General features: G+C 68.2%; 24 protein-coding genes. 12 read left to right on the top strand and 12 right to left on the bottom strand.

Annotated elements, in window-relative coordinates; genetic code table 11:
- Positions 1-3: 3 nt before the first annotated feature.
- Positions 4-1812 carry an AMP-dependent synthetase/ligase gene (locus RU01_RS14060; RefSeq protein ID WP_042575193.1) on the bottom strand — a complete coding sequence of 603 codons (1809 nt, stop codon included), beginning with the start codon at positions 1810-1812 and terminating at the stop codon, positions 4-6.
- A 167-nt stretch (positions 1813-1979) separates the two neighbouring features.
- On the opposite strand from RU01_RS14060, the gene RU01_RS14055 reads away from it, so the two are divergent.
- The 6 genes from RU01_RS14055 (at position 1980) to RU01_RS14030 (ending at position 6467) form a co-directional block, all read left to right on the top strand.
- Positions 1980-2351, top strand: coding sequence for a hypothetical protein (locus tag RU01_RS14055; RefSeq protein WP_042575192.1), 372 nt, complete (start codon positions 1980-1982; stop codon positions 2349-2351).
- A gap of 93 nt (positions 2352-2444) precedes the next feature.
- Complete coding sequence (locus tag RU01_RS14050) at positions 2445-2882, top strand: SRPBCC family protein (RefSeq protein ID WP_042575191.1); 438 nt, start codon at positions 2445-2447, stop codon at positions 2880-2882.
- A gap of 125 nt (positions 2883-3007) precedes the next feature.
- Positions 3008-4123 carry an ArsA family ATPase gene (locus tag RU01_RS14045; RefSeq protein WP_042575250.1) on the top strand — a complete coding sequence of 372 codons (1116 nt, stop codon included), beginning with the start codon at positions 3008-3010 and terminating at the stop codon, positions 4121-4123.
- Positions 4116-4517, top strand: coding sequence for a hypothetical protein (locus tag RU01_RS14040; protein WP_042575190.1), 402 nt, complete (start codon positions 4116-4118; stop codon positions 4515-4517). The genes RU01_RS14045 and RU01_RS14040 overlap by 8 nt, the downstream gene beginning before the upstream one ends.
- Before the next feature lie 14 nt (positions 4518-4531).
- A complete protein-coding gene (locus RU01_RS14035; protein ID WP_042575189.1) occupies positions 4532-5515 on the top strand; it encodes an ROK family protein in 984 nt (327 codons plus the stop codon).
- Between the two features lie 214 nt (positions 5516-5729).
- Complete coding sequence (locus tag RU01_RS14030) at positions 5730-6467, top strand: lysophospholipid acyltransferase family protein (RefSeq protein WP_042575249.1); 738 nt, start codon at positions 5730-5732, stop codon at positions 6465-6467.
- Between the two features lies 1 nt (position 6468).
- Here the strand turns inward: RU01_RS14030 and RU01_RS14025 are convergent, their stop codons facing one another.
- Complete coding sequence (locus RU01_RS14025) at positions 6469-7743, bottom strand: glycosyltransferase 87 family protein (protein ID WP_082043119.1); 1275 nt, start codon at positions 7741-7743, stop codon at positions 6469-6471.
- Positions 7744-7798: 55 nt separating this feature from the next.
- On the opposite strand from RU01_RS14025, the gene RU01_RS14020 reads away from it, so the two are divergent.
- Together RU01_RS14020 and RU01_RS14015 are read left to right on the top strand one after the other, a co-directional pair.
- Positions 7799-8308, top strand: coding sequence for a polyadenylate-specific 3'-exoribonuclease AS (locus tag RU01_RS14020; RefSeq protein ID WP_042575188.1), 510 nt, complete (start codon positions 7799-7801; stop codon positions 8306-8308).
- A gap of 94 nt (positions 8309-8402) precedes the next feature.
- Complete coding sequence (locus RU01_RS14015) at positions 8403-9788, top strand: class II 3-deoxy-7-phosphoheptulonate synthase (protein WP_042575187.1); 1386 nt, start codon at positions 8403-8405, stop codon at positions 9786-9788.
- Between the two features lie 102 nt (positions 9789-9890).
- Here RU01_RS14015 and pknB read toward each other — a convergent pair whose 3' ends face one another.
- Positions 9891-11903, bottom strand: a complete 2013-nt coding sequence (gene pknB / locus RU01_RS14010) for a Stk1 family PASTA domain-containing Ser/Thr kinase (protein ID WP_042575186.1) — start codon at positions 11901-11903, stop codon at positions 9891-9893.
- A 132-nt stretch (positions 11904-12035) separates the two neighbouring features.
- On the opposite strand from pknB, the gene RU01_RS14005 reads away from it, so the two are divergent.
- On the top strand, positions 12036-12404 hold the full coding sequence (locus tag RU01_RS14005) for an Rv2175c family DNA-binding protein (protein ID WP_042575185.1): 369 nt from the start codon (positions 12036-12038) through the stop codon (positions 12402-12404).
- Between the two features lie 13 nt (positions 12405-12417).
- Here the strand turns inward: RU01_RS14005 and RU01_RS14000 are convergent, their stop codons facing one another.
- The 4 genes from RU01_RS14000 to RU01_RS13985 all read right to left on the bottom strand — a co-directional run bounded on the left by RU01_RS14000 (position 12418) and on the right by RU01_RS13985 (position 17865).
- Positions 12418-13410 carry a phytoene/squalene synthase family protein gene (locus RU01_RS14000; protein WP_042575184.1) on the bottom strand — a complete coding sequence of 331 codons (993 nt, stop codon included), beginning with the start codon at positions 13408-13410 and terminating at the stop codon, positions 12418-12420.
- A complete protein-coding gene (locus RU01_RS13995; protein ID WP_082043118.1) occupies positions 13407-15074 on the bottom strand; it encodes an alpha-(1->6)-mannopyranosyltransferase A in 1668 nt (555 codons plus the stop codon). The genes RU01_RS14000 and RU01_RS13995 overlap by 4 nt, the downstream gene beginning before the upstream one ends.
- A 104-nt stretch (positions 15075-15178) precedes the next feature.
- On the bottom strand, positions 15179-16747 hold the full coding sequence (gene crtI, locus RU01_RS13990) for a phytoene desaturase family protein (protein ID WP_042575183.1): 1569 nt from the start codon (positions 16745-16747) through the stop codon (positions 15179-15181).
- Positions 16744-17865, bottom strand: coding sequence for a polyprenyl synthetase family protein (locus RU01_RS13985; RefSeq protein WP_042575182.1), 1122 nt, complete (start codon positions 17863-17865; stop codon positions 16744-16746). Before RU01_RS13985 ends, crtI begins: the two co-directional genes overlap by 4 nt.
- Before the next feature lie 235 nt (positions 17866-18100).
- Here RU01_RS13985 and RU01_RS13980 point away from each other — a divergent pair, with 235 nt between their 5' ends.
- Positions 18101-19120: a methylenetetrahydrofolate reductase gene (locus RU01_RS13980; RefSeq protein WP_156148923.1), complete on the top strand. Its 1020-nt coding sequence runs from the start codon at positions 18101-18103 to the stop codon at positions 19118-19120.
- Here RU01_RS13980 and RU01_RS13975 read toward each other — a convergent pair.
- The 5 genes from RU01_RS13975 to RU01_RS13955 are packed head-to-tail and all read right to left on the bottom strand — an operon-like array spanning position 19052 to position 24063.
- Positions 19052-20245, bottom strand: coding sequence for a glycosyltransferase (locus RU01_RS13975; RefSeq protein ID WP_052493287.1), 1194 nt, complete (start codon positions 20243-20245; stop codon positions 19052-19054). The two genes, RU01_RS13980 and RU01_RS13975, sit on opposite strands and share 69 nt — an antisense overlap.
- Complete coding sequence (locus RU01_RS13970) at positions 20242-20967, bottom strand: LppM family (lipo)protein (protein ID WP_042575181.1); 726 nt, start codon at positions 20965-20967, stop codon at positions 20242-20244. Before RU01_RS13970 ends, RU01_RS13975 begins: the two co-directional genes overlap by 4 nt.
- Before the next feature lie 23 nt (positions 20968-20990).
- Positions 20991-21842 (bottom strand): carotenoid biosynthesis protein, encoded by an 852-nt coding sequence (locus tag RU01_RS13965; protein ID WP_042575180.1) that lies wholly within the window; start codon positions 21840-21842, stop codon positions 20991-20993.
- A complete protein-coding gene (locus RU01_RS13960) occupies positions 21839-23455 on the bottom strand; it encodes a phytoene desaturase family protein (protein WP_042575179.1) in 1617 nt (538 codons plus the stop codon). Before RU01_RS13960 ends, RU01_RS13965 begins: the two co-directional genes overlap by 4 nt.
- Positions 23452-24063, bottom strand: coding sequence for a GNAT family N-acetyltransferase (locus RU01_RS13955; RefSeq protein ID WP_052493290.1), 612 nt, complete (start codon positions 24061-24063; stop codon positions 23452-23454). Before RU01_RS13955 ends, RU01_RS13960 begins: the two co-directional genes overlap by 4 nt.
- A gap of 326 nt (positions 24064-24389) precedes the next feature.
- Between RU01_RS13955 and RU01_RS13950 the strand changes: the two genes are divergently transcribed.
- Positions 24390-24929, top strand: a complete 540-nt coding sequence (locus RU01_RS13950) for an SAV_6107 family HEPN domain-containing protein (protein WP_231568719.1) — start codon at positions 24390-24392, stop codon at positions 24927-24929.
- Between the two features lie 168 nt (positions 24930-25097).
- Positions 25098-25523 (top strand): DUF3040 domain-containing protein, encoded by a 426-nt coding sequence (locus RU01_RS13945; protein WP_042575178.1) that lies wholly within the window; start codon positions 25098-25100, stop codon positions 25521-25523.
- The last annotated feature ends 550 nt before the right edge of the window (positions 25524-26073 follow it).

The raw sequence follows: 26073 nt of genomic DNA, 5'->3' as shown, positions 1-26073 counted from the left end.
GGGCTACTTCGAGTAGATCGCCTCGATGTCGCTCGCGTACGACTTCTGCACGACGTTGCGCTTGAGCTTCATCGTCGGGGTCAGTTCGCCGCCCTCCTCGGTGAAGTCACCGGGCAGGATGCGGTACTTCTTGATGCCTTCGGCATGCGAGACCGACTTGTTCGCCTCGGCGACGGCCGCGTCGATCTCCGCGATCAGGTCGGGGTCCGACGTCAGATCCGCGACGGTTGCGGACTCGTCCTTGCCGTTGCGCTGCTTCCACCCGGGGAACGCTTCGGCGTCGACGGTGATCAGAGCGCCGATGTACGGCTTCTGATCACCCACCACCATCGCCTGGCTGATGAGAGTGCTGGCGCGCAGCGAATCCTCGAGACCGGCGGGGGAGACGTTCTTGCCTCCGGCGGTCACGATGATCTCCTTCTTGCGGCCGGTGATGGAGATGAAGCCGTCCTCGTCGACGGCGCCGAGGTCACCGGTGTGGAACCAGCCGTCGGTGAGCGCCTCGGCGGTGGCGTCGTCGTTCTTCCAGTATCCGTCGAAGACCACGCCGCCCTTCAGCAGAATCTCGCCGTCCTGCGCGATGCGGACAGCGTTGCCCGGCAACGGCTTTCCGACGGTGCCGATCTTCTGCTCGTCCGGGGTGTTCACTGCGGCGGCAGCGGTGGTCTCGGTGAGTCCGTAGCCCTCGTAGATGGTCACGCCGATACCGCGGTAGAAGTGCGCCAGACGCTCACCCAGGGGCGCGCCACCGGAGATCGCCAGTTCGCAGCGTCCACCCAGGGCGGTGCGGAGCTTGCCGTAGACGAGACGGTCGAACAGAGCGTGCTTGGCGCGCAGCACGATCGACGCTCCGCCGGTGTCGCGTGCCTTGCTGAACGCGACCGCGGTGTCGGCAGCAGCGTCGAAGATCTTGCCCTTGCCGTCCGAGTGCGCTTTCTGACGGGCCGTGTTGTAGACCTTCTCGAAGACGCGCGGCACGCTGAGGATGAAGTGCGGCTGGAACGAGCCGAAATTGTCCACCAGGTGCGGGATGTCGTGGGTGTGCCCCAGGGTGGCGCCGCGATCGAACGCGGCGATGGACACGGCGCGCGCGAGCACGTGTGCCATCGGGAGGAACATCAGTGTCGACCGTCCCTCGACCAGCATCGTGCCGATCGCGCTCGCGGCGATCCCACGCGATTCCGCGACCAGATTGGCGTGACTGAGGACGCAACCCTTGGGGCGGCCCGTGGTGCCCGATGTGAACACCAGGGTTGCGGGGTCGGAGGCGCGCAGCGCTGCGATCCGGTCGGTCACATCGGAGTCGGCGATGTCGCGGCCGGCATCGACCAGGACGTCGACGGCACCGACCTTCTCCGGCGACGCGTCGATCTGGAGAACCGTGGTCACGCCGGGGAGGTCGGGAAGGATGTCCGCGAGGATGTTCGAGTGCGCGACCGTCTCGACGACGGCGGCCACGGCTCCGGAGTTCTCGAGGATCCACCGGACCTGGTCCGCGGACGACGTCTCGTAGACGGGGACGGTGACGGCGCCGGCAGACCAGATGGCGTAGTCCATCAGGGGCCACTCGAACCGCGTCGCGGACATCAGCGCGACGCGGTCACCCTGTGTCACGCCCGAGGCGATGAGGCCCTTCGCGACAGCCCGCACCTGTGCGGCGAAGTCGCCCGCGCGGACGTCCTCCCACCCGTCGCGGGTGGCGCGCCGGTAGACCACCAGGTCGGGCCGTGATCTCTCGTGGGCGAACACCGAGTCGACGACGGACGCGTCGTCCTCGATCGAGAACGGTGCCGGGACGGTGAATTCGCGCACGGATTCCTCCGATAATGGGAACGGGTCGGACGGGTGTTCACACTAAACCTGCTGCGTCGGGTGTCGTCACGGGCAGTCGTGTCCGCGGTTGTGACGTCGCAGACCGACGCGGCGCACCGACGGGGATCGACGGTGCCCGTGGTTCCCCGGCATGCGACGCTGAGCGTATGAGCAGCGTGCAGATCGCCGATCAGACTTTCCTCGCCGCCCCTGCGTCGGACGTGGCGGAGTTGGTGGGCGACACCCGTCGGCAGCGGTCGTGGTTCCCTGGTCTCACCCTGACGGTGCAGGAGGACCGCGGCGAGAAGGGCATCAGGTGGACGGTGGCGGGTGAGCTGACCGGAACCATGGAGGTGTGGCTCGAGCCGATGCTCGACGGGGTGGTGCTCCACTACTTCCTGCATGCCGAACCCGTCGGGGTGTCGACGCCGGATGCGCACCGTCGGCGGGTGGCGGGAAAGACCATGTCCTTCGAGATCAAGGCCCTCCTCGAACGCGGCCGCGCTGCCGGGGAACCCCCCGTGCGCGCGGTCCGATAGTGACGAATCGACCCCACTGTCCGTGCCCCTGCGGTGCGCGGTCGATCATAGGTACAACTAGCGGCAGTACGGGCCCGGAGGGATATCAGTTCCATGGCAGACAAGACCACTAAATCGATCGTCGTCGACGCAACCCCCGACGAGGTGATGGCGGTCATCGCCGACTTCCCCAAGTACCCGGAGTGGGTCACCGCCGTGAAGTCGGTCGAGGTGCTCGAGTCGGCATCGGACGATCGCGCCCGACGCGTCAAGTTCGTCCTCGACGCCGGGATGGTGAAGGACACCTACGAGCTGCAGTACGAGTGGAAGGCGGACGGATCCGCCGTGTCGTGGCACCTCGTGGCCGGTGAGATGCAGAAGTCCCAGGTGGGGTCGTATGCGTTGTCGGACAAGGGGAACGGTGTGACCGAGGTGGTCTACGAGCTCACCGTGGACCTGGCCATCCCGATGATCGGTCTGTTCAAGCGCAAGGCGGAGAAGGTCATCACCGACACCGCTCTGAAGGAATTGAAGAAGCGGGTCGAAGCCTGACCGGTCGCGCCCCCGGCACCACCGCACGCATCACGTTCGTCATCGGAGCAGGTGGAACCGGGAAGTCCACCATCGCCGCTGCGTCGGCCGTCGGCTTCCATCGCGAGGGTCGACGCGCCGTGCTGATGTCCGTCGACGGGTCCGACCCGGCGAGCCTTCTCGGCGGCACCGAGGTGCCGGTGCACCGCGTGGATCCGCTCGGGGTTCTCGAGTCGCGGTACCGATCGATGTCCGAGGCACTCGCACTGGCCGGCCGCCACGACCACGGCGCGGGCCCGAGTCTCCCGGACCCCGAGGAACTCACCGCGCTGCCCGGTGCCGAACCGCTGATCGCCTTGCTCGAGGTGGCCCGCCTTGCCGACAGCGGGGAGTGGGACGACGTCGTCGTCGACTGCCCGGGCGCCGCGGGATGGCGAGAGATGGTGGCCACCCCGTCGTCGATCGTCGGGTATCTGGAGCGCATCTGGCCGCGTCACGCTCGCGTCGTGGCGTCCACGGGCGCGGACATGCGTGCGGCGGTGCTCGTCGCCGTCGTCGATCGCATCGTCGACGCGGCGTCGTCCGTGGAAGCGATGCTCGGCGACGGCTCGAGAACGTCGGCCGTGGTGGTGACGACTCCCACCCCGAGGGTGCTCGACGCTACCCGAGACCTGTTGGCGGTCACAAGTTTTCACGGGGTCGCGGTCGCCCGTGTCATCGCGAACTCGGTCCTGCCCGACCTTGGCGGGGCCGTGCCGACGTCCGTGCTGGGCACCCACCCGGCGGTGTACTGGACGGCCCGCATCCGCGCCGAGCACGTCTCCGCTCTGGACGCCTTCGCGGCGACCACGGGCGACCTCCGCATCGACGTCGTCTCGACCCACCCCACCGAGCCGGTAGGCTTCGATGCTCTGGGTGCTGTGTCCGATCAGATGAACGGGCAGGTGGGGGACGGGTACGGATCGGCGATCCTGCCCGCACTGGTCACCCGGGTGCGGCGGGAGTCCGGCAGTGGGCTCGACACCGTGTACCAGATGGAAGTGCCGCTTCCGTTCGTCGAGGCGGACACGGTGGCGGTGGGGCGTGTGGAGGACGACGTGATCGTGAGTGCGCAGGGCAGTCGTCGTCGGCTCAGGCTGGCGTCGGTGCTGCGTCGATGCGTCGTCACGGGCGCGGGGTTCGACGACGGAGTGCTCACCGTGTCGTTCGCGCCCGACCCGGCTCTGTGGCCCGAGAACCTCCAGGGGTCGACCGATGGATGACGGCCGCCGCGACCTCGCGGCCGAGTTCCGGGTTCTCGCAGAACTGCTCATCGACCGTGTCGAGCCCGTCCTGCGCAGACTCGACTCGGACGACGCGCCGCCGTGGCAGGGCTGCTCCTGGTGCCCGTTCTGCGCGCTGGCCGCGGCGCTGCGCGGGGAGCGCCACGACCTGTTGACCCTGGTGTCCGGAGAGATGGACGGACTGATCGACGTGCTGCGCGACTTCCTGCAGTCGCACGGCACCGCGCGGCACGACTCCGCGCCCGGCGACGCTCCCGGAGCGAGTGCACCGCCTGTCGTTCGCCCAGCGACCTACCAGCCGATTACGGTGACCAGGACACGTGAGCCCCACCGCTCACGGCCGACACCGCATCAGCCCGACCCCGATCAGTAGAGGAAGCCGCAGACGTGAGCGCTCAGTCCCGGTCCAACCGGTCTCTGACCATCGGCATCGACGTGGGTGGCACCAGCATTCGCGCATCCGTCGTGGACGTCGAGGGTCAGGTTCTCGACTCCACGCAGGCGCCCACCCCGCAGTCGTCGCGTGCGCTCGAGAACGGCATCGACCGCGCGGTCCGCGAGCTGGCCGGTCGGCACGACATCGCTGCCGTCGGCCTCGCCGTCGCGGGCTTCATCAACTCCGATCGCACCGTGGTGCGGTTCGCTCCGCACCTCCCGTGGGTCAACCGGCCGGTGGCCCGCGAGATGACGGAACGGCTCGGTATCCCGGTCATTCTCGAGCACGACGCCAACGCCGCCGCGTGGGCCGAGCACCGGTTCGGGGCTGCGGCAGGTGGTGGCAACGTCGTCATGATCGCGATCGGCACCGGCATCGGCGCTGCCCTGTTGATCGACGGCAAGCTCTACCGCGGCAGCTACGGCATCGCGCCCGAACTCGGCCACCTCCAGGTCGTCCCGGACGGACGCCAGTGCGCCTGCGGCAAGCGCGGTTGCTGGGAGAGATATTGCAGCGGAACGGCTCTCGTCGACACGGCGATCGAGCTCCTCGCAGCGAACCCGCGGGGATCCACGGTGCTGGCGCGCGAGGCGTTCCTCGACCCCGGGTCGCTGACCGGCCGCCGGATCGCGAATGCCGCGCAGGACGGCGACCTGGTCGCCATCGAGACGATGTCCGAGTTCGCACGCTGGTTGGGGATCGGTCTGGCGCTGGTCTCCGATGTGTACGACCCGGACCGCATGGTCATCGCGGGCGGCGTCGCCACGTCGTCGGCACTGTTCCTCGACACGGCACGCGAGCACTACGCGGCGCAGATCACCGGCGCCGGCCATCGACCGCTCGCGCGCATCCGCGGTACCCAGCTCGGTGAGGCCGCCGGCATGATCGGCGCGGCCGAGTTGGCCCGCGTCGAGGTGGGCGCAGCACGCGCCTGACCACCCGTTCGAGCACGCGCGAGGAGCCGGAACGGGCATCGTTCATGTCCACGTGATGGCCGGACGATGTCGGCGGTGTGAGATGTGTCCGACCCGACGCTCGAACTGTGGCTGGTGTCATAAACCCCCGGTACAGTTACGCCCACGAGATGTCCGAGCGGGCCGCGGGCATCGCGGTGCGGGTCGCGGGTACTTCGAGAAAGGCATGTCGGGCATGTGGTACTGGATATTCAAGTACGTCCTTCTCGGGCCGGTGTTGCAGGTGATGGGCCGTCCTCGCGTGGAGGGTCTGGAGAACATCCCCGACGACGGGCCGGTGATTCTCGCGAGCAACCACCAGGCGGTGTTCGATTCGTTCTACGCGTGCCTGGTCGTACCGCGTCGCATCACATTCCTCGCGAAGAGCGAGTACTTCACCGGCAAGGGCCTCAAGGGTCGCTTCCAGAAGTGGTTCTTCTCGTCCGCGGGACAGGTCCCGATCGATCGCACCGGTGCCTCCGCCGCGCAGGACGCGCTCGACGCGGGCCTGCGCGTGCTGGCGAAGAACAAGGTGCTGGGTATCTACCCGGAGGGCACCCGCTCGCCGGACGATCGGCTCTACAAGGGCAAGACGGGCATGGCGCGTCTGGCTCTCGAGAGCGGCGTACCGGTGATTCCGGTCGCGATGATCGGCACCGCGAAGATGAACCCCATCGGCTCACGGATTCCGCGCCCCACCAAGCTCGGCGTGAAGTTCGGTAAGCCACTGGACTTCTCGCGGTACGAAGGCATGGCGGGCAACCGCTTCGTCGAGCGCGCCGTCACCGACGAGGTCATGTACGAGCTGATGAAGCTCAGTGGTCAGCAGTACGTCGACGTGTACGCGGCGAGCATGAAGAAGACGCCCACCCCCGCGGTGGATCCGGCTCCGTCGACCGAGGCCGCTCGCATCCCCGACACCCGCGCGGGCTAGCTCAGACCGCGTCGGCGACCGGGCGCGTGTCGGTCACGGACCGCGCACGCAGCGGGACGACGGCCACCGCGAGGACGAACACCAGTCCCCACCAGACGTAGGACGACGCCTGGATCTGATCCCACAGCGGCCAGCCCAGGCCGTTCCAGCGGCCCGGTGCCAGTCGCCAGTGCGACGGGTAGTGCAGCAGCACGACGCCGATCACCGCGAGCGCGACCATCGCGGGTGCGCGGCGGGTGACTCCGACGTGGACCAGGACCATCAGCATCGGCACGGTCCACACCCAGTGGTGCGACCACGACACGGGCGAGACCAGCAGTCCCAGAGCGGCATTGACACACAGAGCCAACAGGTATTCCTTCGCGGCGAGGGCGCGTCGGATCGCCAGCACGGCCAGCACCCCGACGACCGCACTGCAGGCGATCCAGACGAGTGACCTGGTGCCCTCGTCCAGGCCCAGACGGGCAAGCATGCCGGTGATGGACTGGTTGGAGATGTACCCCGGACCGCCGATGCGGCTGGAGTCGAACAGCACCTCCGTCCAGTACTGCACCGAGTCGCTGAACGTCGCGAGGAATCCGAGTGCGGTGAACGCGAGGAACGACAGTCCGGTCACCACCGCGGCGCGGTACTGGCGACGGAGGAGGAAGTACAGGACGAACACTGCCGGGGTGAGCTTCACCGCGGTCACGAAGCCGATCAGCATTCCGCGCGGCCAGGGAGTCTTCTTCAGCAGCACATCGAGCACGACCAGACACATCAGGACGACGTTGATCTGTCCGTAGTCCAGGGTCGACCAGACGGGTTCCAGTGCGAATGCCGCGGCGGTGATCCCGCCGGTGACCCATGCCGTCGTGGACGTCGAGAGCGAGACCAGCGAGCGCAGGCACACCGCGACGGTCACGGCGAGGAGCACCATCGTCATCGCCGTCATGATCGACGACGCGACCTCGAGCGGCAGGATCGCCATCGGCGCGAACGACACAGCGGCCATCGGGGGATAGGTGAAGGGCAGCGGGATGTCCACCGACGTCGCCGGCAGCACCCCGTAGAGGTTCACGCCGTCGAGCAGCGCCCGGCCGCCGATGCGGTACACGTCGAGATCGAGTCGGTAGATCGCGCCCCACTCCCGCAGCGGAGGCAGCCCGATGACGTTGAACGCGATCCCCGCCACCAGTCCGACGCAGACCGCGACCTTCGCGATCACGGTCACCGGACGCGGCAACGACGCACCCGGCCCGGTGTAGGGCGGTGCGGTCGGCAGAGTCCACGTCATGGTCGGGGGCTGTCCCTTTCTGGTGCTGTGCGCGCGTGACCTAGGGTCGGTAACCGTGCGCTACTTCTACGACTGCGAGTTCATCGAGGATGGTCGCACGATCGATCTGGTGTCCATCGGCATCGTCGCGGAGGACGGGCGTGAATATTACGCGGTCTCGACCGAGTTCGATCCGGAGCGGGCGGGCACCTGGGTACGCCGGAACGTCCTGCCGAAGCTGCCCCCGTTCTCCTCTCCGCTGTGGCGGTCACGCTCACGCATCCGCGAGGACATCCTCGACTTCGTCTCCGCCCCGCACGGCTCGATAGGCCCGACGGTCGAGATGTGGGCCTGGGTGGCGGCGTACGACCACGTGGCGCTGTGCCAGCTCTGGGGATCGATGACGGCCCTGCCTCGGGTCATGCCGCGGTACACGCGGGAGTTGAAGCAGTACTGGGAAGAGCACGGGTCGCCCGCACTACCCCCGGTTCCCGACGACTCGCACGACGCGCTCGCCGACGCGCGTCACAACCTGGCCAAGTTCCGGGCGATCGAGGCGGCCAGAGCCTGGTCCGACAGGACCTGATTCCGAGGTCCGTCACGACCGCGCTGTGGGGTCTTACGGAAGCGGACGTGGCCCGATGGTGAGAGACGACACGCGAGCGGATTACTCTGTACGCGTGAACTGGACTGTCGACGTTCCGATCGAACGCTTGCCCGAGCTCCCTCCGCTGCCCGAGTCGATGCGCGCTCAGCTCGATGTCGCATTGTCCAAGCCCGCCGCTCAGCAGCCGTCGTGGCCGGCCGACCAGGCCGAGGCGATGCGCAAGGTGCTCGAGAGCGTTCCGCCCATCACGGTGGCCAGCGAAGTCGAGGCTCTGTCCGACAAGCTCGCCGCCGTCGCCCGTGGCGAGGCGTTCCTGCTGCAGGGCGGTGACTGCGCCGAGACCTTCGTCGACAACACCGAGCCGCACATCAAGGGCAACATCCGCACACTGCTGCAGATGGCCGTCGTCCTCACGTACGGCGCCTCGATGCCCGTCGTCAAGGTTGCCCGTATCGCCGGCCAGTACGCGAAGCCCCGGTCGTCCGACGTCGACGCCCTTGGCCTGAAGTCGTACCGCGGCGACATGATCAACTCCCTCGTCGCCGACGATGCCGTGCGTCAGCACGACCCGTCGCGACTGGTGCGTGCCTACGCCAACGCCAGCGCCGCGATGAACCTCGTCCGCGCGCTCACCGGCGCGGGAATGGCGGACCTGCACCGCGTGCACGACTGGAACCGCGAATTCGTCACCAACTCGCCCGCCGGAGCCCGGTACGAGCAGTTGGCCTCCGAGATCGACAACGGTCTGAAGTTCATGGACGCCTGCGGGGTCACGGATCCGAACCTGCACCAGGCCACCATCTTCGCCAGCCACGAGGCATTGGTGCTCGATTACGAGCGCGCCATGCTCCGGCTGGACAACGACGACGAGCACGCAAAGTTGTACGACCTGTCGGCGCACTTCCTGTGGATCGGTGACCGCACCCGCCAGCTGGACGGTGCCCACATCGCCTTCGCCGAACTGGTCTCCAACCCCATCGGACTCAAGATCGGTCCGAGCACGACGCCGGAGATGGCCGTCGAGTACGTCGAGCGCCTCGACCCCACGAACAAGCCGGGCCGACTCACCCTCATCTCGCGTATGGGCAACGGCAAGGTGCGCGACATGCTCCCCGCCATCATCGAGAAGGTGCAGGCAACCGGGCACCAGGTCATCTGGCAGTGCGACCCGATGCACGGCAACACCCACGAGGCGTCCACCGGCTACAAGACTCGTCACTTCGATCGCATCGTCGACGAGGTCCAGGGGTTCTTCGAGGTGCACAACGAGTTGGGCACCCACCCGGGCGGCATCCACGTCGAGCTCACCGGCGAGAACGTCACCGAGTGCCTCGGCGGTGCGCAGGATATCTCGGACCTGGACCTCAGCGGCCGGTACGAGACTGCCTGCGACCCCCGCCTGAACACGCAGCAGTCGTTGGAACTGGCATTCCTGGTCGCGGAGATGCTCCGAGGCTGACTCTGTTTCCAGTCCTTCACCCCCCGCGAGTACGTCAATAGTGTCGTGAAAAGCCCCTCGGGCACGACAGTTCGGACGTACTCGCGGGGGGTTCTCCGTATCTCAGGGGAGTGAGACGAGGGTGACCGTGCTGTTCGGTTCGACGCGATCGCCCTGGCCCGGGTTCTGGGTGATGACGAGGGACCGATCCGTCGTCGCCAGCTGACGGACGACGACGGTCAGACCCAGACGCTCGAGCTCGGCCCTGGCCGATCCCACGGTCCGTCCCAGCAGCGACGGCAGCGTCACGGCCGTCGACACCTGCAGTGCCACGCTGGAGCCGGCGGTGACGGTGTCGCCGCCCCCCGGGTTCGTGCCGATGACCTTGCCGCCGTCGACGTCGGCGTCGAAGACCTTCTCGACGGAGCCGACGACGATGCCGACCCGGTCGAGTTCGGCACGTGCGTCCGCCTCGGTGCTGCCCGCGACGTCGGGGATGTCGACGGGCGGAGCGCCCTTGCTGGTGAGGACACGGACCTCGCTACCGACGGGAAGCACAGTGCCGGGCGCCGGGTCGAGTGCGGCGATGTCCCCCACAGGAGCGGTGCTGCTGAACGCCTCTCCACCGTCGACGGGAACGAAGGTCCGCTCACGCAGAGCTGCATCGACGGCGGCCGCGGCGCTGCTGCCGGCGAGGGTGGGGACGGACGGGCGCCCCTGAGAAACGAGAAGGGTCACGGTCTCGCCCTTGGCGATCCGTGACCCGGGCGCAGGCTCGGTTCCGAGTAATCGATCCACCGGATCGGAATCGGTGTACCTGCCTTCCGTCGTGACGGACAGGTCGGCCGACTCGATGGCGGAGATCGCGGCGGATCGGTCGAGGCCCTCGATCGACGGGACTGCCGTGAACCTGCCGGAGCCTGCCCACCATCCGACGGTGCCCAGGAGGACGGCGACCACGACGACGATGGCCAGCCACACCAGGGCCAGGCGACGGGAGCGGCGCTTGTCCGCGTCGAAGTCGGGGAAGGCGAAGGCGCGCTTGTCCACCGGTTCGGCGGCGGTGGCCCGCCGCTCGTCCTCACCGCCGCGGGCAGTGGCCGTCGTGACCATTCTGGTGTGCTGCACGCCCGACGACGGCGGCGCGTGACCCATGGACTCGGCGGGGACGGACACGATCTCCGTCTCCGGGGTTCGCGGAGCCTGCGGGGCGTAGGGCCGGGGAGCGTCGACGGTCTCCGCGCTCAGGTGTTCGGCGGAGCGGGAGGGAGACGGCACGCGGTACTGGGGGAGCCCCAACATCCGGGTGACCGACCGCATCGCGTCGCCCATGACCGCGGCGTCCCGGAATCTGTCGTCCGGACGGCGCTGTGTCGCGTCGCGCACGAGGGCGTCCAGGTGGGGTGGAATCCCCGAGATGACCGAGCTCGGGGCCGGAACGTCGTTCTCGATGCGTTGGTACGCGATGGAGAGGGAGGTGTCGCCCTGGAACGGCGTGCGTCCGGTCAACACCTCGAACAGGAGGATCCCTGCGGAGTAGACGTCGCTGCGCGCGTCCCCTGCACCGACCGTCACCTGTTCCGGCGACAGGTACGCCGCGGTGCCCAGAATGACGCTGTTGGACGTCGTGGTCGCCGCGGCGACTGCCCGCACCAATCCGAAGTCGGCGATCTTGACCTCGCCGGAATCGGAGATCAGGACATTCTCGGGTTTGACGTCGCGGTGCACCAAGCCGCCGCGGTGCGCGACGGCGAGGCCGTCGAGAACGGGTTGGAGAACGGCGACCGCGGCGTGGGGAGGCATCGGTCCACGCTCGCGGAGGAGTTCGCGCAGGGTTCCGCCCTCGACCAGTTCCATGACGAGGAAGGCGTGCTCTCCGTCGCGGCCGTGGTCGTACACGGCAACCAGTCCCGGGTGGCTGAGACGTGCCACGGCACGCGCTTCGAACTCGAACCGTCGGACGAACTCCGGATCGGCGGCGAACTGCGGGTCCATGATCTTGATGGCCACGGGGCGGTCGAGGCGCAGGTCGAGACCGCGGTACACCGTCGACATCCCGCCTCGTGCGATCGGGGCGTCGACGCGGTAGCGCCGATCGAGCAGCGCACCGAGCAGCGACCGACCTGACGTTGTCACCTGCGCCTACTTTCCTTCTCGATCGGAGAGACCACGGTCGATGGTAGCCAGTGTGACGCGTGGGGTCTGCGCCCGATGCGTCACACCGGGCTCGGAATTGTTCTTGTCGGGCGCCGTGACTACGTTTGTCGCGTGAGTGCGCTTCCCTACTGTGACGATGTTCTTCCCCCCGACGAGGTGCTGGTGCCGCTTGCCGACGCCGCCGACCTGCTGGGCATCACCGTCACGCGACTGCATCAGCTGATCCGCGAGCACAAGTTGATCGCCGTCCGCAGAGACCGCGTGGTGTGTGTCCCCGCGAAGTTCCTCGGCACGGACGGCCAACCGCTCAAGCACCTCGCCGGCGCCATTGCCGTGCTGCTCGACGGTGGCTACAACCACCCGGCGATCCTCCGATGGCTGTTCACCCCGGACGACACGCTGCCCGGCACCCCGGTCGACGTGCTCCGCGGCGATCATGCCCGCGAGATCATCCGGCGCGCACAAGCGATGGCTTTCTGACCGGAGGATCGGCTCATCCTGCGGAGCGCAGTGACACCGTGCTGCCGGCCCGCACCAGCAGACCTCGGCCCGCAGCGGTGGCTGCCACCCGCGCGCGTCGGGAATTGCCCACGCTCGCTCGCGTCGACAGGCACCGGTAGCCGTCACTCTCGACGGCTTCGAGAATGTCGCGATACAGAGCGAAGGCGACGGCGATGCCGTCCCGTGCACGCGGCTCGAGAAGTTGGATGCCGGATTCGGCTGTGCGGTACAGCGCGCGAGTGGTGGCGATGATGTCCGCCAACGCACGGACGACGCGTGGGTCGACGTTTCCCGTCCGGCGGCACCACCACAGCAGGTCCTCGTCCACACCGAAGGCGCTCAACACGTCGCCGGGGAGGTAGATGCGGTCGCGAGCGAGGTCCTCGCCGGCGTCGCGGACGAAGTTCGTCACCTGGAAGGCCTCGCCCAGGGCCGACGCGGTGGGGCGCGCCTCCTCGACCGGGCACACGGTCCCGAGGATCGGAAGCATCTGCAGCCCGATGACGGCCGCCGACCCGTACATGTAGGTCTTCAACTCGTCCATGGTCGCGTAGCGATCCTTGTAGATCGACGAGTGCGGCACGTCCATGCGCATCGACGTCATGAAGGCCGTGAAGTACTCGGCGGGAATGTCGAACCGTCGAGCGGTGTCGAACAGGGCGGCGAGGATCAGCTCGTTGCGTCGGTCGGGTCCGTTGGACGCGACGCTCACGGGCGCGTCCGGTGACGCGAGTCCGGCGTCGAGGCGCTCCTCGATGCGGGTGAGGAGTGCGAGGTCGTCGGCTACTGCGTCGGCATCTTCACGCTCGGCGATCATGTCGACGTCGATGATGTCGTCGACCATGCGGGCGAAGGCGTAGAGAGCATGCACGGCCGGGCGTCGATCCGCGGGCAGCAACCGCGTCGCCAGGAAGTACGTCTTGCCGTGTTCGCGCGCAACGTCGCGGCACAGCGCATAGGCCTCGGCGAGGTCTGAGTCGGTCACGCTCGGTTCTGCTCCTCGGTGTGGTCCGGAGCCTCGTCGCGAGTGTCGGTCCGAGTGCTCGGGGGAGTCGTCGTGGGGACGAACGTGTTCTCGTGCTCGGGATGGGTGACCGACCGCAGACGCAAAGGGTCGACGGTGCGGAGGGACAGGGCTGCGACGACGCCCGCGAAGGTCGCGAGGACGACGTGCGGGAACGTGTAGAGCCCGATGGATCCGTCGGGCTGGAACACGAGCATGAGCCACGCCGACAGTCCCACCAGCACCGTGAGCGTGGTCGTGCTCATGGTGAGCCCGGCAGCCACGGCCAACGGCCACGAGTAGTACCAGGGCAGCGCGGCAGGCGACAGGATCACGATGGCCACGAGTGAGACCAGGATGCCGAGCAGGGCGCCGCGCTCGGAGTGCCGGGAGCGCCACCAGGCCGCGGCCAGTATCACGGCCAAGGCGACTGCACACAGCATGCGCGTCACTTCGAGGACAGGACCGAGGCGCGCCCCGGTGAACCAGCCGGTCCCGACGGTGACGAGATGCGCCAGGATCGTGGGCAGGGAAAGCCAGTTGATGATCTTCGCCGAGCCGGAGAGCGCCGTCAGCCAGCCCAGGCCGACCCCGGCTGCGACCGAGGCGACGACGAACACGCCGAGGAACACGGCGAAGCCGGTGCCGGCGGTTCTGGCGAACACCAGGAGGACATGCTGGCGGCGAGGTGGGTCTCCGCGTTCGGCGCGAGCCTCGTTGTCGATGCGCAGTCGCTCGCGTTCGTGCAGCATCCACATCCACACCAGGAAGGGAAGCGCGATGCCGGCAGTGGCCTTGATGGCGACCGCCACGGCGACCAGTCCCATTCCGGCGACGTGACGACGGTCCAGCACCGCGGCGATGCCGGCGGTCATCAATCCGACCATCAGCATCTCGTTGTGGACGCCGCCGATGAGGTGGATGAGCACGAGGGGATTGAGGACGGCCAGCCACAGTGCGACGGACGGGTCGGCGCCGAAGTGCCGGGCGATCCGAGGTACCGCCCACATGGTCAGCGCGAGGCCGGGGAGCATGGTCAACCGCAACAACATCGTGCCTGCGATGACGTTGTCGCCCGTCAGGGAGGTGATTCCCTCGCCCAGCAGCAGGAAGAGCGGGCCGTACGGCGCGGTGGTGGTGGTCCAGACGTTGCTGACGTTGTCCAGCAGCACACCGGGGTTGGCGACGGGACCGACGGCATAGGGGTCGAAGCCGTCGCGGAGCAGCGCGCCCTGCGCGAGGTAGGAGTACGCGTCGCGGCTGAACATGGGGACCGACAGCAGCAGGGGCGCCGTCCAGATGGGGACGACCCATCGCAGCTGATGCACGGTGGTGCGGTGGCCGAGCGTCGAGCGGCCCAAGCGCACCCAGGCCGCGATCATGAGCAGGACGCCGATCCACACCATGACGGTCGACAGCACCAGGCCGTGCCCGAATCTGAGCCACGACAGATGCATGGCCTCGAGAAGCGGATCCCGGCGGCGCACCGCGCCCGACCCGAAACCACCGAACGTGATCAGTGCCGAACCGGCGAGCCCGACGAGCGTCGCTCGTCCGGCGCGTCCCCCGAAGAACTGTCGAATCGAGCGCCAGCGCGCCGATTCCTCGGTGCCGTCCGTGGCCCGGATAGGGGAGGACGTCGTCATGTTCCTCCCCGGAAGACGTGACATGGCCGGCCGCCGAACAGGCGACCGAGCGCGGACGCATGTGAGTTTAGAGGCATCCGCCGGGAAGACGTACCGGCCCGCCGTCAGAGTGCGACGCGAGCCGACCGCTTGACCGACGGGTCGATGCGTTCGGCCGCCAATCTTCCCGAGATCAACACCGTCGGAACGCCCACTCCGGGTGTGGTTCCGCATCCCGCCAGAACGATGTTGTCGGCACCTTTCACCAGGTTGCGACGACGGAACGGTCCGGTCTGCCGGAAGATGTGCGATGCGGAGAACGGCGTGCCGGCGACCATTCCCTGATCGAGCCACGTCTGCGGGGTGTCGATGTGGTCGATCTCGAGGTGCTCGGACACACCGGTGTACCCACGCTTCTCCATCTCGAGGAGAAGCTCGCGAACGTACGCATCGGTGATGGCAGGCCAGTCCAGCGGCGCGCTGTCGAGGTTGGGGCACGGCGCGAGGATGGAGATCGGCTCCTGCACCACGCCGTCGTGAGTGACACGCAGGCCGGGATCGGTGACCGACGTACGCGTGATCAGCAGGGACGGATCCGACATCAGGCGACCGCGGCCTCGGGACGCGGTCAGTTCACGGAACGTCTCGGCCCAGTTGTGGCCGAAGTCGATGACGTGGTGCGACCGCGACGACCACCCGGCGGTGACGTCGACGGGAACGCGTCCGTGGAACACGACGGCAGACGGTGACGCCCTGATCTTGCGGCGGAAGGTGATGCCCGCGGTGGCGAGCAGCCGGTCGGTGATCAGCAGGTCGGGCGTGAGGATCAGCGAGTCGCAGGTGATCCTGCCGCCGTCCTCGGTGACGACGGCCCTGGCGCGCGAGCCGCCCATCTCCACGCTGCGGACACCGGTGTTCAGCTCCAGTCGTCCACCCGCGCCGACGAATGCATCCGCCATGGCCTGCGCGATGGTCTGCATGCCGCCCTCGGGGAACGTCACACCCAGCGAGGTGTCCATGTGCGCGATCGCGGAGTAGACACCCAGAGCTTTCTCGGGTGCGACACCGGCGTACAGAGCCTGGAAGGTGAAGATCCGACGCAAGCGGGGATCCGAGATCAACGCGTCGATACGCTTGCCCAATTTGGCGAATCCGCCGAGGCGCAGCAATGTCAGAGTGTTCGCACGGGCCTTCTTCTCCGCGACCAGGTCGAGCGGTGAGTCGAAGTTGTCGTCGATGTACCGATCGAATTCGGCGTCGAACATCGACCCCAGCCAGGCGCGCAGCGTCCGGTATCGCTGTGCTTCGTCGGGGCCGCACTTCTCCTCGACCTCGGCGATCATCCGTTCGGGGTTCGAGTGCACGTCGATCGTGGTGCCGTCGGCGAAACGCGTGTGATAGGCCGGGTGGAGCGCGTGCAGACGTAGTTGCGGCGTCGTCGATTCCCTGGTCGCGCCGACCGCGGCGAGCGCCTGATCGATGAGGTGCGGCATCGTCAGCACGCTGGCGCCGGTGTCGATCCGATACCCGGGTGCCGCGACGGAGCCCACCCGGCCGCCGACGGAGTCCGACTTCTCGAGCAGGGTGACCTCGCGGCCGGTTCCGCGCAGGTGCAGTGCGGCGGCCAGGCCGGACAACCCCGCCCCGACGACGACCACGTGATCGGTGGGTCCGGACACTGTCGCACGGGTCATGAACTTCTCCTGGTTGCTGTGTACGCCATGGCGGTGAGGCGGGCCTTGGCGTCCGCGGTGACGTTCGACGCGTCGAGGGCGGCGAGTGCGCTCTCCGTCAGCGCTGTGATGCGTCGTTCGACGTCCTCGACCGCGCCGAGGTCGACGATGTGGGCGCGAAGGACGTCGACCTCCTCGTCGGAGATATCGGTGCCGAGTCCTGCGCGGAGCCGGGCGGCGGCTGCCGGTGCGCTGCGATCGGCCTCGCCGAGTGCGGCGGCCATGAGCACCGTCCGCTTGCCCTCACGGAGGTCGTCTCCCGACGGCTTCCCGGTGACGGCGGGATCACCGAACACACCCAGAAGGTCGTCCCGAAGCTGGAAGGCGACGCCGATATCGGCGCCGAACGTGCTGTAGACCGACTGCAGATCCTCGCCCGCTCCGGCGAGCGCGGCGCCGATCAGCAGCGGCCGCTCCACCGTGTAGGCGGCCGTCTTGTAGCGATCGATCTGCAGGGCGGCCTCGAGGGAATCGTCCCCACTCGCCTCGACGGCGATGTCGAGCAGTTGCCCGCCCAGTACCTCGGTGCGCATCGCCGACCACACCGGAGTCAGACGTTTCGCGGCGTCGGCGTCGAGGGCTGCGAAACGGACCAGATCGTCGGCCCAGGTCAGCGCGAGGTCGCCGAGAATGATGGCCACCGACTCGCCGTACTTGTCGGAGTCTCCACTCCACCCGGCGGCGCGATGCCGCTCGGCGAAGGTGACGTGAACGGTGGGAAATCCGCGACGTGTCGACGAGCAGTCGATGATGTCGTCGTGCACCAGCGCGCAGCCCTGGACGAATTCGAGCGCCGCGAACACGTCGAGTGCGGCGTCCGCCTCGACGCTGTGCGGGTCACCTCCCGCGCCGATCCACCCCGTCCAGGCGAACGCGGGACGGATGCGCTTACCGCCGCGCAGAACGAAGGCCGCCAGTTCTTCCGCGGCCTCCGCGTAGATCGGGCCGACAGCGTCGATCGTGCTCTGCTGCGAGGCGATGAACGTACGCAACGACCGTTCGACCGACGTCACGAACGATCCCTGAGGCCACTCGGAGCGGTCCGCGCCGACGGACGTGCTGGTGGACGTGTCGGACATGACCGGCGAGTGCGAGGCGGTGGACAGGATTTCCTCCGGTGATAGCTGCTGTGACGTAGGACGAGCGCATCTCGAGGTGATACGCAGAATCTTATCCGTCTATTCGGACACGACGGCTCGGGCGACGACTCGGCTCCCTGTGATCCACGGAACGCTGCGCCGCGGCCGGCGGGGAAGAGGCCCCGTCGGATGAATCTATGATGTGTGTGTGACAGACGAGCTGCGCACTGCGCGCGTGAGCCGCACACCCTCGGTGGTGGATCGGTTGAATTCGGCCGCGCACGGGAGCGTTCCGTTCTCCGTCGAGTTCTCGCCGCCGCGCGACGAGGCAGCGGAGGACCGCCTGTGGCGGACCGTTCGATCCTTCGAGCAGATGCATCCGGCCTTCGTGTCCATGACGTACGGGGCCGGCGGATCCACCCGCGACCGGACCGTGCGCGTCACCGGCGAGCTCGCGGAACTGACGACACTCCTGCCCGTGGCTCATCTGACGGCGGTGTCGCACAGTCGCACGGAGTTGCGGTCGATGGTCGGTGCCTACGCCGATCGCGGTATCTCCAACATCCTCGTTCTCCGCGGTGATCCACCCGGTGATCCGCTCGGACCATGGGAGAAGCATCCCGAGGGCGTCGAATACGCGGAGGAACTCGTTCGACTGGTCTGCGAGTTGGGCGACTTCCATGTCGGCGTCGCGTCGTTCCCGGAGGGCCATCACCGAGCTCCCGACCTGGACCACGACACGAAGCACCTGGTGGCGAAGCTGCGCGCCGGTGCGGAGTACTCGATCACCCAGATGTTCTTCGACGTCGACGACTACTTGCGGCTGCGGGACCGCGTCGAGGCCTTCGATCCCGAGCAGGGACTCAAGCCCATCATCCCCGAGATCATGCCCATCACGTCGCTGCGGACCATCCGCCGAGCCATGGAGCTCTCCGGGTCCTCGGTTCCACCCGCCGTGGAGAAGCGCCTCACCGCCGCCGCGGGTACGGGCAGCGAGGAGGACCGCGCCGCCGTTCGGGCCGTCGGCATCGAACTGGCCACGGAGATGGGGGAGCGCCTGATCTCGGAGGGCGCGCCGGGTCTGCACTTCATCACGTTGAACTTTGCCAAGGCCACCACCGAGGTCGTCGAGAACCTCGGCTTGGCCAGGCCTGTTCCGGAGTCCTCGGGTGGGACCGGTGTTTCGTCAGCGCCAAGTGTCGAGAACTCGGGACTTCCATACGAGGGTTCCCTGGCGGCGTCCCCGGTCCGATGAGGCGAGCAACGCCGTGCCCGCAGCGATCGACAGCGGGTGCAGTGCCGAGGTGACGACGTCCCGCGCGAACGTGTCGCCACTGCCCTCGGCTCGTCTCGCGGCCAGTCGCGACACCACTCCGGCCGCGTAGCCGACAGCGCCCCACCGGCGCATCGGTCCACCGAAGACCAGTGCTGTCGGCGGTATGACCCAGATCGCGGTAGCGACCGCCGATACCGCGAGAGTGCCTGCAGCACCGCCGAACTGGGACCACAACCATTTCGCGTGGCCGGCACGAACCTGGGCGGCGTCCGTGTACATCCGGCAGCTCGCGACCCGTCCGCCGTAGGCCACCGCGGTCGAGAAACCGTGTCGTCGAACATGCCGCACCAACGCGAGGTCGTCCGCGACCGCGAACCGTGTGCATTCGTGACCCCCGACATCGCGGTAGGCCGCGGCGTCGACGACGAGGAACTGTCCGTTGGCGACGCCCATCGACGGGCGCCGCCCGCTGTTCGCGGCGCGCACCAGCAACGTGACGGACCACGACCACGACAGCAGGGGTTGGACGAGACGCTCGACCGCGGTGACGGCGACCTCGCCGGGCCACGGACTGAGAAAGGCCGCGCCGAGATCACGCATCGACGCGGCGGCGGCGTCCAGAGCGTCGGGGTGCAGGCGCACGTCCGCGTCGAGGAACACGACGACGGTGGGGTCCGTCGTGGCCAGGGCGCGGGTCCCCAGGTCGATGCACGCGAGGGACTTGCCCATCCCGGCGTCGTCGATGCCCGCCCTGGTGCGTCCGTGCAGCACGTCGAAGCGCGGATCGTCGTCGACGACGGCCTGAGCAGCCTCGGCGGTACCGTCCGACGACTCGTCGTCGAGGATCAACACGGTCAGCTGTGAGCGGGTCCGCTGGGCCATCAGGTCGCGCAGGAGATGCGGCAGCCGCGCCGCTTCGTCGCGGGCCGGGATGCAGACGGTGATCCGCTCTCCGTCGCGTACCGCAGCGGCATCCCGTGGGCGGACGACGGGCGCGGAGAGGGCATTCGCCGACGCCACCGCCGCGGCAGCGACGGAGGTGAGCGTTCCCGCGATCACCGTCCGGCGACCGACCGAGGCCATGGAGGAACGGCCGGTCGTCACGTCCTGTCGGCCGGCTGACGACGCCCGGGCCGGGAGGCCCCACGAGCGACGTACGCCATGCCGCCCACGATCGCGGCGACGCCGACGGTCACACCGAAGACGATCCCGGCCCAGCCTGCGAAGCTGCGGGTGTTCGGATCCGAGTAGCGGACCTCCGCCCGTAGCGTGCTCCGCTCGCCGGCGGGCAACTTCCAGGACACGACGTTGTCGCCTTCGCGTGCACCGTTCGTGGTGGCGACCCGTGCAGGGAACGCGATGGTGAACTGCACGTCGCTGCCCTGTGCGGGAATGTTGGACAGATCCACCTGTCCGGACAGCGTCACCAGATCCCCGGAACGGACCAGGGAGAGCTGGAACAGGCCGACCGACTGCTCGGACAACGCGGCAAGTTGCTGCACGTCTCCGAACGTCAGGTCGTTGAACAGCGCCTCGCTGCCCACGTAGCCGTCGGAGTTGTACGACTGCACGCGGATCTTGCTTCCGAGGGACTGCGGTACTTCCAGGCCGGGGCCCGTGTCACCGTCGGCTGTGGGCACGGTCGCCGCCACGATGCGACCGGAGACGCGGTCGTTGGACGACACTCCCATCGACACCTGCGCGCGCAGGCAGCCCGCCAGCAGGGGGACCGTCATCAGCGCGAGGACGAGGACGGACAGAACTCGACGCGACGGGCGGAGGCGTCTGGTGGAGGACACGGCAGCGGGCTGGGACACAGCGGTCATCGTGCCAGGGTGCCCTGCCGATGTCAGTGAACGGGTCTGTCGAGCGTGCGCGTCGTGTCGACACGGACGAGACCGCGCCGCCGGGCGGTGAGCGCGAGCAGGAACGGAACTCCCACGACACCCATGGCGACCAGGCCGTACAGCGCCGACCATCCGAGGTTCGGCAGGAAGACCGCATGGGCGAGTGACGATCCCAGCCATGTCCAGAGGAACAGGCCCCACGGGACGACGTACGACACGCCCCGGATTCTCGATCGTCCGACGCGTCCCAGCAGTTCCATAGCGCAGGCCATGAGCGTCGCGACGAGCAGCCAGCCCACGTAGTTGGTCCACGGGATGCCGGGCAGCCCGGGTAGAGCCGCGAAGGTGCTGCACCATGCCCACTGCCCGTCCGCCACCATCTGCGGGTCGAGATACAGGTCCCATCCGACGACGCCCACGGTGGTCAGCGCGATGCGGGGGAGCGCGGGGGCGTGAAGTCTCCCGGTCACGACCCGAGCCGCGCACCAGACGGGGTACAGCCCGGCGGTCCAGGCGAACGGAACGACCACCGGCACATGCGCGATCGACGGTCCGATCCGATCCTGCGCGTAGGCGTAACAGCCGAACGGCATGCCCGTCCGGGTCCCGATGATCTCGGCCGTCAGCCCGATGCCGGCGGTGACGACGACCATGGCCGTCGCCCAGCCGACGCCTCGCGCCGACGCAGCATGCGTGATGCACGCTGCGGCGAGCAGCGCGACCACGCAGAACGTCACCGCGTCCTTGGTGCCGCCCGAGACGAGCGGGTAGCTGATCTGTGCGAGCACCGCCGCCAGTGCGAACGCCAGTGCCACCGGCGTGGGCGCCGCGTTCCGGGCGGACGGCCGGGTCATCGGCGCGAAGGCAGCGCCGACCCGACCCGCGACACGGCGCGGCGAAGGGGGCTGCCCGCACGCTCGGCCATCGCCAGTCGTGCCGCGCTACGCCCACTCGATCCGGACACCCCGCCGCCCGGATGCATGGATGCTCCGGTGAGGAAGAAGGACGGCGCTCCCGGAACGGTCATCCCGGCGAGTGCGGGCATGGGTCGCCACATCATCATCTGGTGCAGCGACATCTCCACGTGCATGACGTTGCCGCCGATGAGCCCGAGTTCCTGCTCGAGGTCCCACGGTGACTGGGTATGGCGCTCGAGGATGCTGTCCGCGAAACCGGGGGCGTACTTGTCGACCTCGGCGACGATCCGGTCGCCTTCGAGCTCGGCCACTTCCGGGCTACCGCCTCGCCAGGTCCGTCCGTCGGCGAGCCTGTACGGATGCCACTGGGACCACAGCGACACCTGATGCTCGCCCGGTTTGGCGATCGACGGATCGACCGCGCTGAAGCTCATGGCGAGCACGACGGGCGCCGGGGGTAGGTCTCCGGCAGATGCGGCACCGTGCGCACGACGTAGCTGTGCTCGGTCGTGCACCAGCAATTGGAGTCCCCGCGTGGACGATTCGAGGCTTGGAGCGCCCGGGTACTGCGGGAGCTCGGACGTCGACGCGCGCACGACCATGCCGATGCCGGGGCCGACGTCGATCTGTCGACGCCAGGATTCCGTCGTGGCGGTGTCGAATCCACCCGCGTCGAGAAGGTCGAGGGTGGTCAGGATGTGACACCCGGCGATGACGGTCCGGGCGCGAACCTCCTCGCCGCCGGCGGTGCGGACGGCCCACCCGTCACCGTGTCGCGTCACCGACGTCACGGCGTCGCCGAGTGACACCGTTCCGCCGTCCGCCTCGATCTTCGTCTGGAGGGCCACGCTCAGTGCCCCGCTACCGCCGACCGCCCGGCCCGGCGGAGTGGTGTGCATGAGCGCGTTGAACGCGACCATGGGCGCGGTTCCCGGCTCGGACATCGGGGGACCGGACTGTGCGCCGAACCATGCGAGAGCCGCCTTGAGCCGCTCGCTGTCGAACCACCGGTTCAACAAGGAATCTCCCGACGCGAGGAACTCGCGCGACAGAGCCGCGGCGCCGTCGCTCGCGTCCATTCCCCAGAACGACGACAGCAGGGCACGACCGGTCGGGGGACTGCCGAAGGACTTCATCACCCGCGCGCTGCGGGGACCCCACAGCGCGACGAACGCCCGGTAGGCATCTGCATCCTTGCGGCCACACGCGGCTTCGATCGACGCGCACGTCGCGTCGAGATCGACGGAGAAGACGATCCCGGGCTCATCCGTTCCGGGGGGCGGGGGAGCGAAAGCCCACGGATCGCAGTCGAGATAGCGAAGGCCGTGGTCGCCGAGGCGGAGTTCCTCGATGATGCCGGTCTGCCGGATCATGATGTGGGCGGACGATCCGCGGTCCACCTTGTGGCCGGGGAAGCGCTCCACCGTGGAGGCGGCCCCACCGACGACGGTGTCGCGTTCGAGCACCCGTACCGACCATCCTGCGTCGGTGAGGTAGGCGGCGGAGACCAGTGCGTTGTGGCCGGATCCGATGACGGCGGCATCGATCACGTGGTCGGCCTCATTTCTGTGGTGGTGGTGAAGGGTGACGCGGTTCCCTCTGTCGACGGTAGGCCGCGTTCTGTCAGAGGTAATTCGCGGCCGAGGACGGCGAAGGGTCGGGAATCACCGGCGAAGTGGAAACGTCGCACGACGTCGACGAACCCCATTCTGCGGTAGAGCCTCCATGCTCGGTTGTCCTCGCCCGCCACTTCGGGTGTCGAGAGCAGCACCGCGCTTTCTCGGCGTCCGTCGAGCAGCGCGAGCAGGAGGCGTTCTCCCAGACGGTGTCCCTGTGCCTCCGGAGAGACGTGGAGTTCGGTGAGTTCGACGTAGTCGGCCAGCATCGATTCGGAGCGCTCGTGTGACCACCCGGCTCGCCGCATTCCGTCGCGGACCTGTTGGTGCCACCACTGGTGGGGTGCGCCTCGGTAGCAGTACGCGATGGCGACGAGTGGACGGTGACCTTCGTCTCCCGCGGGTGCCAGCGCGCCGACGGCGCGCCAGCCGGGACGCAGGATGTGTTCCGCCCACATCGGCGCACGGTGGAGTTCGGTGCCGCGTGGATAGCCCATCGCCGCGACGTAGACCGAGAGCGCCTCGGTGAGCCGTCGCCGCATCTCCTGTGGAGACAGCTCGATCAGCACTGGACCGTGGTCCGAGACCTGTTCGGCGGCGTCCGACACGGTGTTCACCTCGATTCCTCGCCTCGATCCCTGGCTTCCTGTCGGTGGCCCGCGCTATGGTGAATCCATCGAACACGCGTTCGAATGGATCGTGCCTCGGCGCCGAACGGTTCCGGCAGGTCGATTCTGCAACGATGTCCGACCTCCATGCTTACATCGCCCTCGTTCGGGCCGCTCGGCGGACTGTTCGAAGGGTCCGCGGTGTTGTACGGAGAGAACACCGACACGAGGGATGGGTCAGACAGGGAGGTCCGGCAATGATGGCAAACCCGACAGTTCACAGCTCGACGGTTCGCGGTTCTGCGGCGCGCGGTCCGGCAGAGGCAGACGCGGCACACCGCGCCCCGGTGGGCGGTAGTGCGGAGCGCTCCACTGTCGTGTCCATCGGTGCGAAGACGTCGGCACCGCGTCCCTACGCGCGGGCTCGGATGCTGCTCCGTCGTGCCGACGCCATCCTGGGGGATGCTGCCGGTGCGCCGTCGGCGGCGGACCGTTTCCTGGAGTCCTACGTAGCGGCTCTGCGCGGCGCGGGCGCGCTGCTCGACGCGGTCGATCCGGTCCCCAAGCGCGGCGCGTCACGCAGCGCGTGGGTGCGCATGCAGGTGGCTGCTCCGGACTTCACCGAGTGGGCTGCGTACTTCTCCGCGTACTCCGCGCTCCGCGCCTCCATCGAGGCCGGATCCGCGGACCGTCTCGACCAGGCGGAGGCCGACGAGTTCTTCCTGCAGGTCGGGCGCTTTCTGCACCGTGTGGAAGACCGCGTGAACGTCCGTTCCGACGACGTCGCGGTGCCCGCCTAGGGCCGGTCGCCACCACGGCGGCGATTTTTCTCGCATACTGGTGGTGCAGGTAGGTGGTACGCCGCCGATTCTGCTCGTATCATCGTCAACAGGTAGCCGGGACCGATCGGCTACCTCTCGCTTCTGGCAAAGAAGCGAGAGCCATCATCCAGTGCCGGGGGAGGTACCGTGCCACTCTCCGAGCACGAGCAGCGCATGCTCGATCAAATCGAGAGCGCTCTCTATGCCGAGGACCCCAAGTTCGCGTCTACCGTGCGCGGCGGACGGATTCGGGCCGCGTCCACGCGGCGTCGTTTCCAGGCCGTCGCCCTGTTCGTGATCGGCCTCATTCTGCTCATCGCAGGTGTGGCTCTCCCGATCAAGCCCGGTGGATTCCCGATCATCAGCCTCGTCGGCTTCGTGTTCATGTTCGGGTCGGGCGTGCTTCTCCTGTTGCGCAAGCCCGCCACGTCACAGTCCGATCGATCCGGCGGCGCCGACACCGCGTCGCCAGGGGAGACACGTCGTCCGGGATCCGCGCCGCGCCGCGGCCCCCGCCGGGGCTTCTCCTCACGTATGGAAGACCGCTTCAAACGCCGTTTCGACCAGGAGTAGCGCGCACAGAACCGACGCGCGCGGATCCTGGTCCGCATCGACCGCCACAGCGCGGCACCCCCGACGGGGTGCCGCGCTGTTGTCGTCTGTGTGGGTCCGGTGGCGTCGCATAGCGGTCTCGGGCAACTCGCGCCCCACCTCGCCCCACGATCGGCTCCGCGATCCCGCGAATCCCCACCGCGCCCCACAGCAACTCACCAATCGCTGATCGCGGACACCACCGATTACAGGGCCCCCTCTCACCTGGCCTTATTCGTTGCGGTGAGCCCCACTCGGCCATTTGTTGCCGTGGGCCTGCCGCGGCCACTGTCCGGGCGAAATAATTTCTCCCACCACCCCCCACCGCTGTCACCTGCATCTTTCGTGATCCCTCACTAATTCGATGCTCCACATCGATTGAATGTGGGGGAAAGTGGGGTAATGTGGTGGACAGCGGAGATCAGGAACGCCCCGCGACATGCACGATGCGGGTCCGAGCAGGAGGTGCCGAGTGTTTCTCGGTACCTACACGCCCAGACTCGACGACAAGTACCGGCTGACGCTGCCGGCG

Origin of the sequence: Rhodococcus sp. MEB064, from assembly GCF_000834565.1 — a bacterium.
Taxonomy (GTDB): domain Bacteria; phylum Actinomycetota; class Actinomycetes; order Mycobacteriales; family Mycobacteriaceae; genus Rhodococcoides.
This window is presented reverse-complemented; position numbering and strand designations above follow the sequence as displayed.

Bases quoted from the DNA above. Each gene is read 5' to 3' on its own strand.
- RU01_RS13995 (WP_082043118.1), bottom strand. From the start codon at position 15,074: ATGACGACGTCCTCCCCTATCCGGGCCACGGACGGCACCGAGGAATCG.
- RU01_RS14045 (WP_042575250.1), top strand. From the start codon at position 3,008: ATGTCCGTCGACGGGTCCGACCCGGCGAGCCTTCTCGGCGGCACCGAG.
- RU01_RS13970 (WP_042575181.1), bottom strand. From the start codon at position 20,967: ATGACCGCTGTGTCCCAGCCCGCTGCCGTGTCCTCCACCAGACGCCTC.
- RU01_RS13985 (WP_042575182.1), bottom strand. From the start codon at position 17,865: ATGTCCGACACGTCCACCAGCACGTCCGTCGGCGCGGACCGCTCCGAG.
- RU01_RS13950 (WP_231568719.1), top strand. From the start codon at position 24,390: ATGGCAAACCCGACAGTTCACAGCTCGACGGTTCGCGGTTCTGCGGCG.
- crtI (WP_042575183.1), bottom strand. From the start codon at position 16,747: ATGACCCGTGCGACAGTGTCCGGACCCACCGATCACGTGGTCGTCGTC.
- RU01_RS13955 (WP_052493290.1), bottom strand. From the start codon at position 24,063: ATGCGGCGACGGCTCACCGAGGCGCTCTCGGTCTACGTCGCGGCGATG.
- RU01_RS14050 (WP_042575191.1), top strand. From the start codon at position 2,445: ATGGCAGACAAGACCACTAAATCGATCGTCGTCGACGCAACCCCCGAC.
- RU01_RS14030 (WP_042575249.1), top strand. From the start codon at position 5,730: ATGTGGTACTGGATATTCAAGTACGTCCTTCTCGGGCCGGTGTTGCAG.
- RU01_RS14025 (WP_082043119.1), bottom strand. From the start codon at position 7,743: ATGACGTGGACTCTGCCGACCGCACCGCCCTACACCGGGCCGGGTGCG.
- RU01_RS13965 (WP_042575180.1), bottom strand. From the start codon at position 21,842: ATGACCCGGCCGTCCGCCCGGAACGCGGCGCCCACGCCGGTGGCACTG.
- RU01_RS14040 (WP_042575190.1), top strand. From the start codon at position 4,116: ATGGATGACGGCCGCCGCGACCTCGCGGCCGAGTTCCGGGTTCTCGCA.
- RU01_RS14055 (WP_042575192.1), top strand. From the start codon at position 1,980: ATGAGCAGCGTGCAGATCGCCGATCAGACTTTCCTCGCCGCCCCTGCG.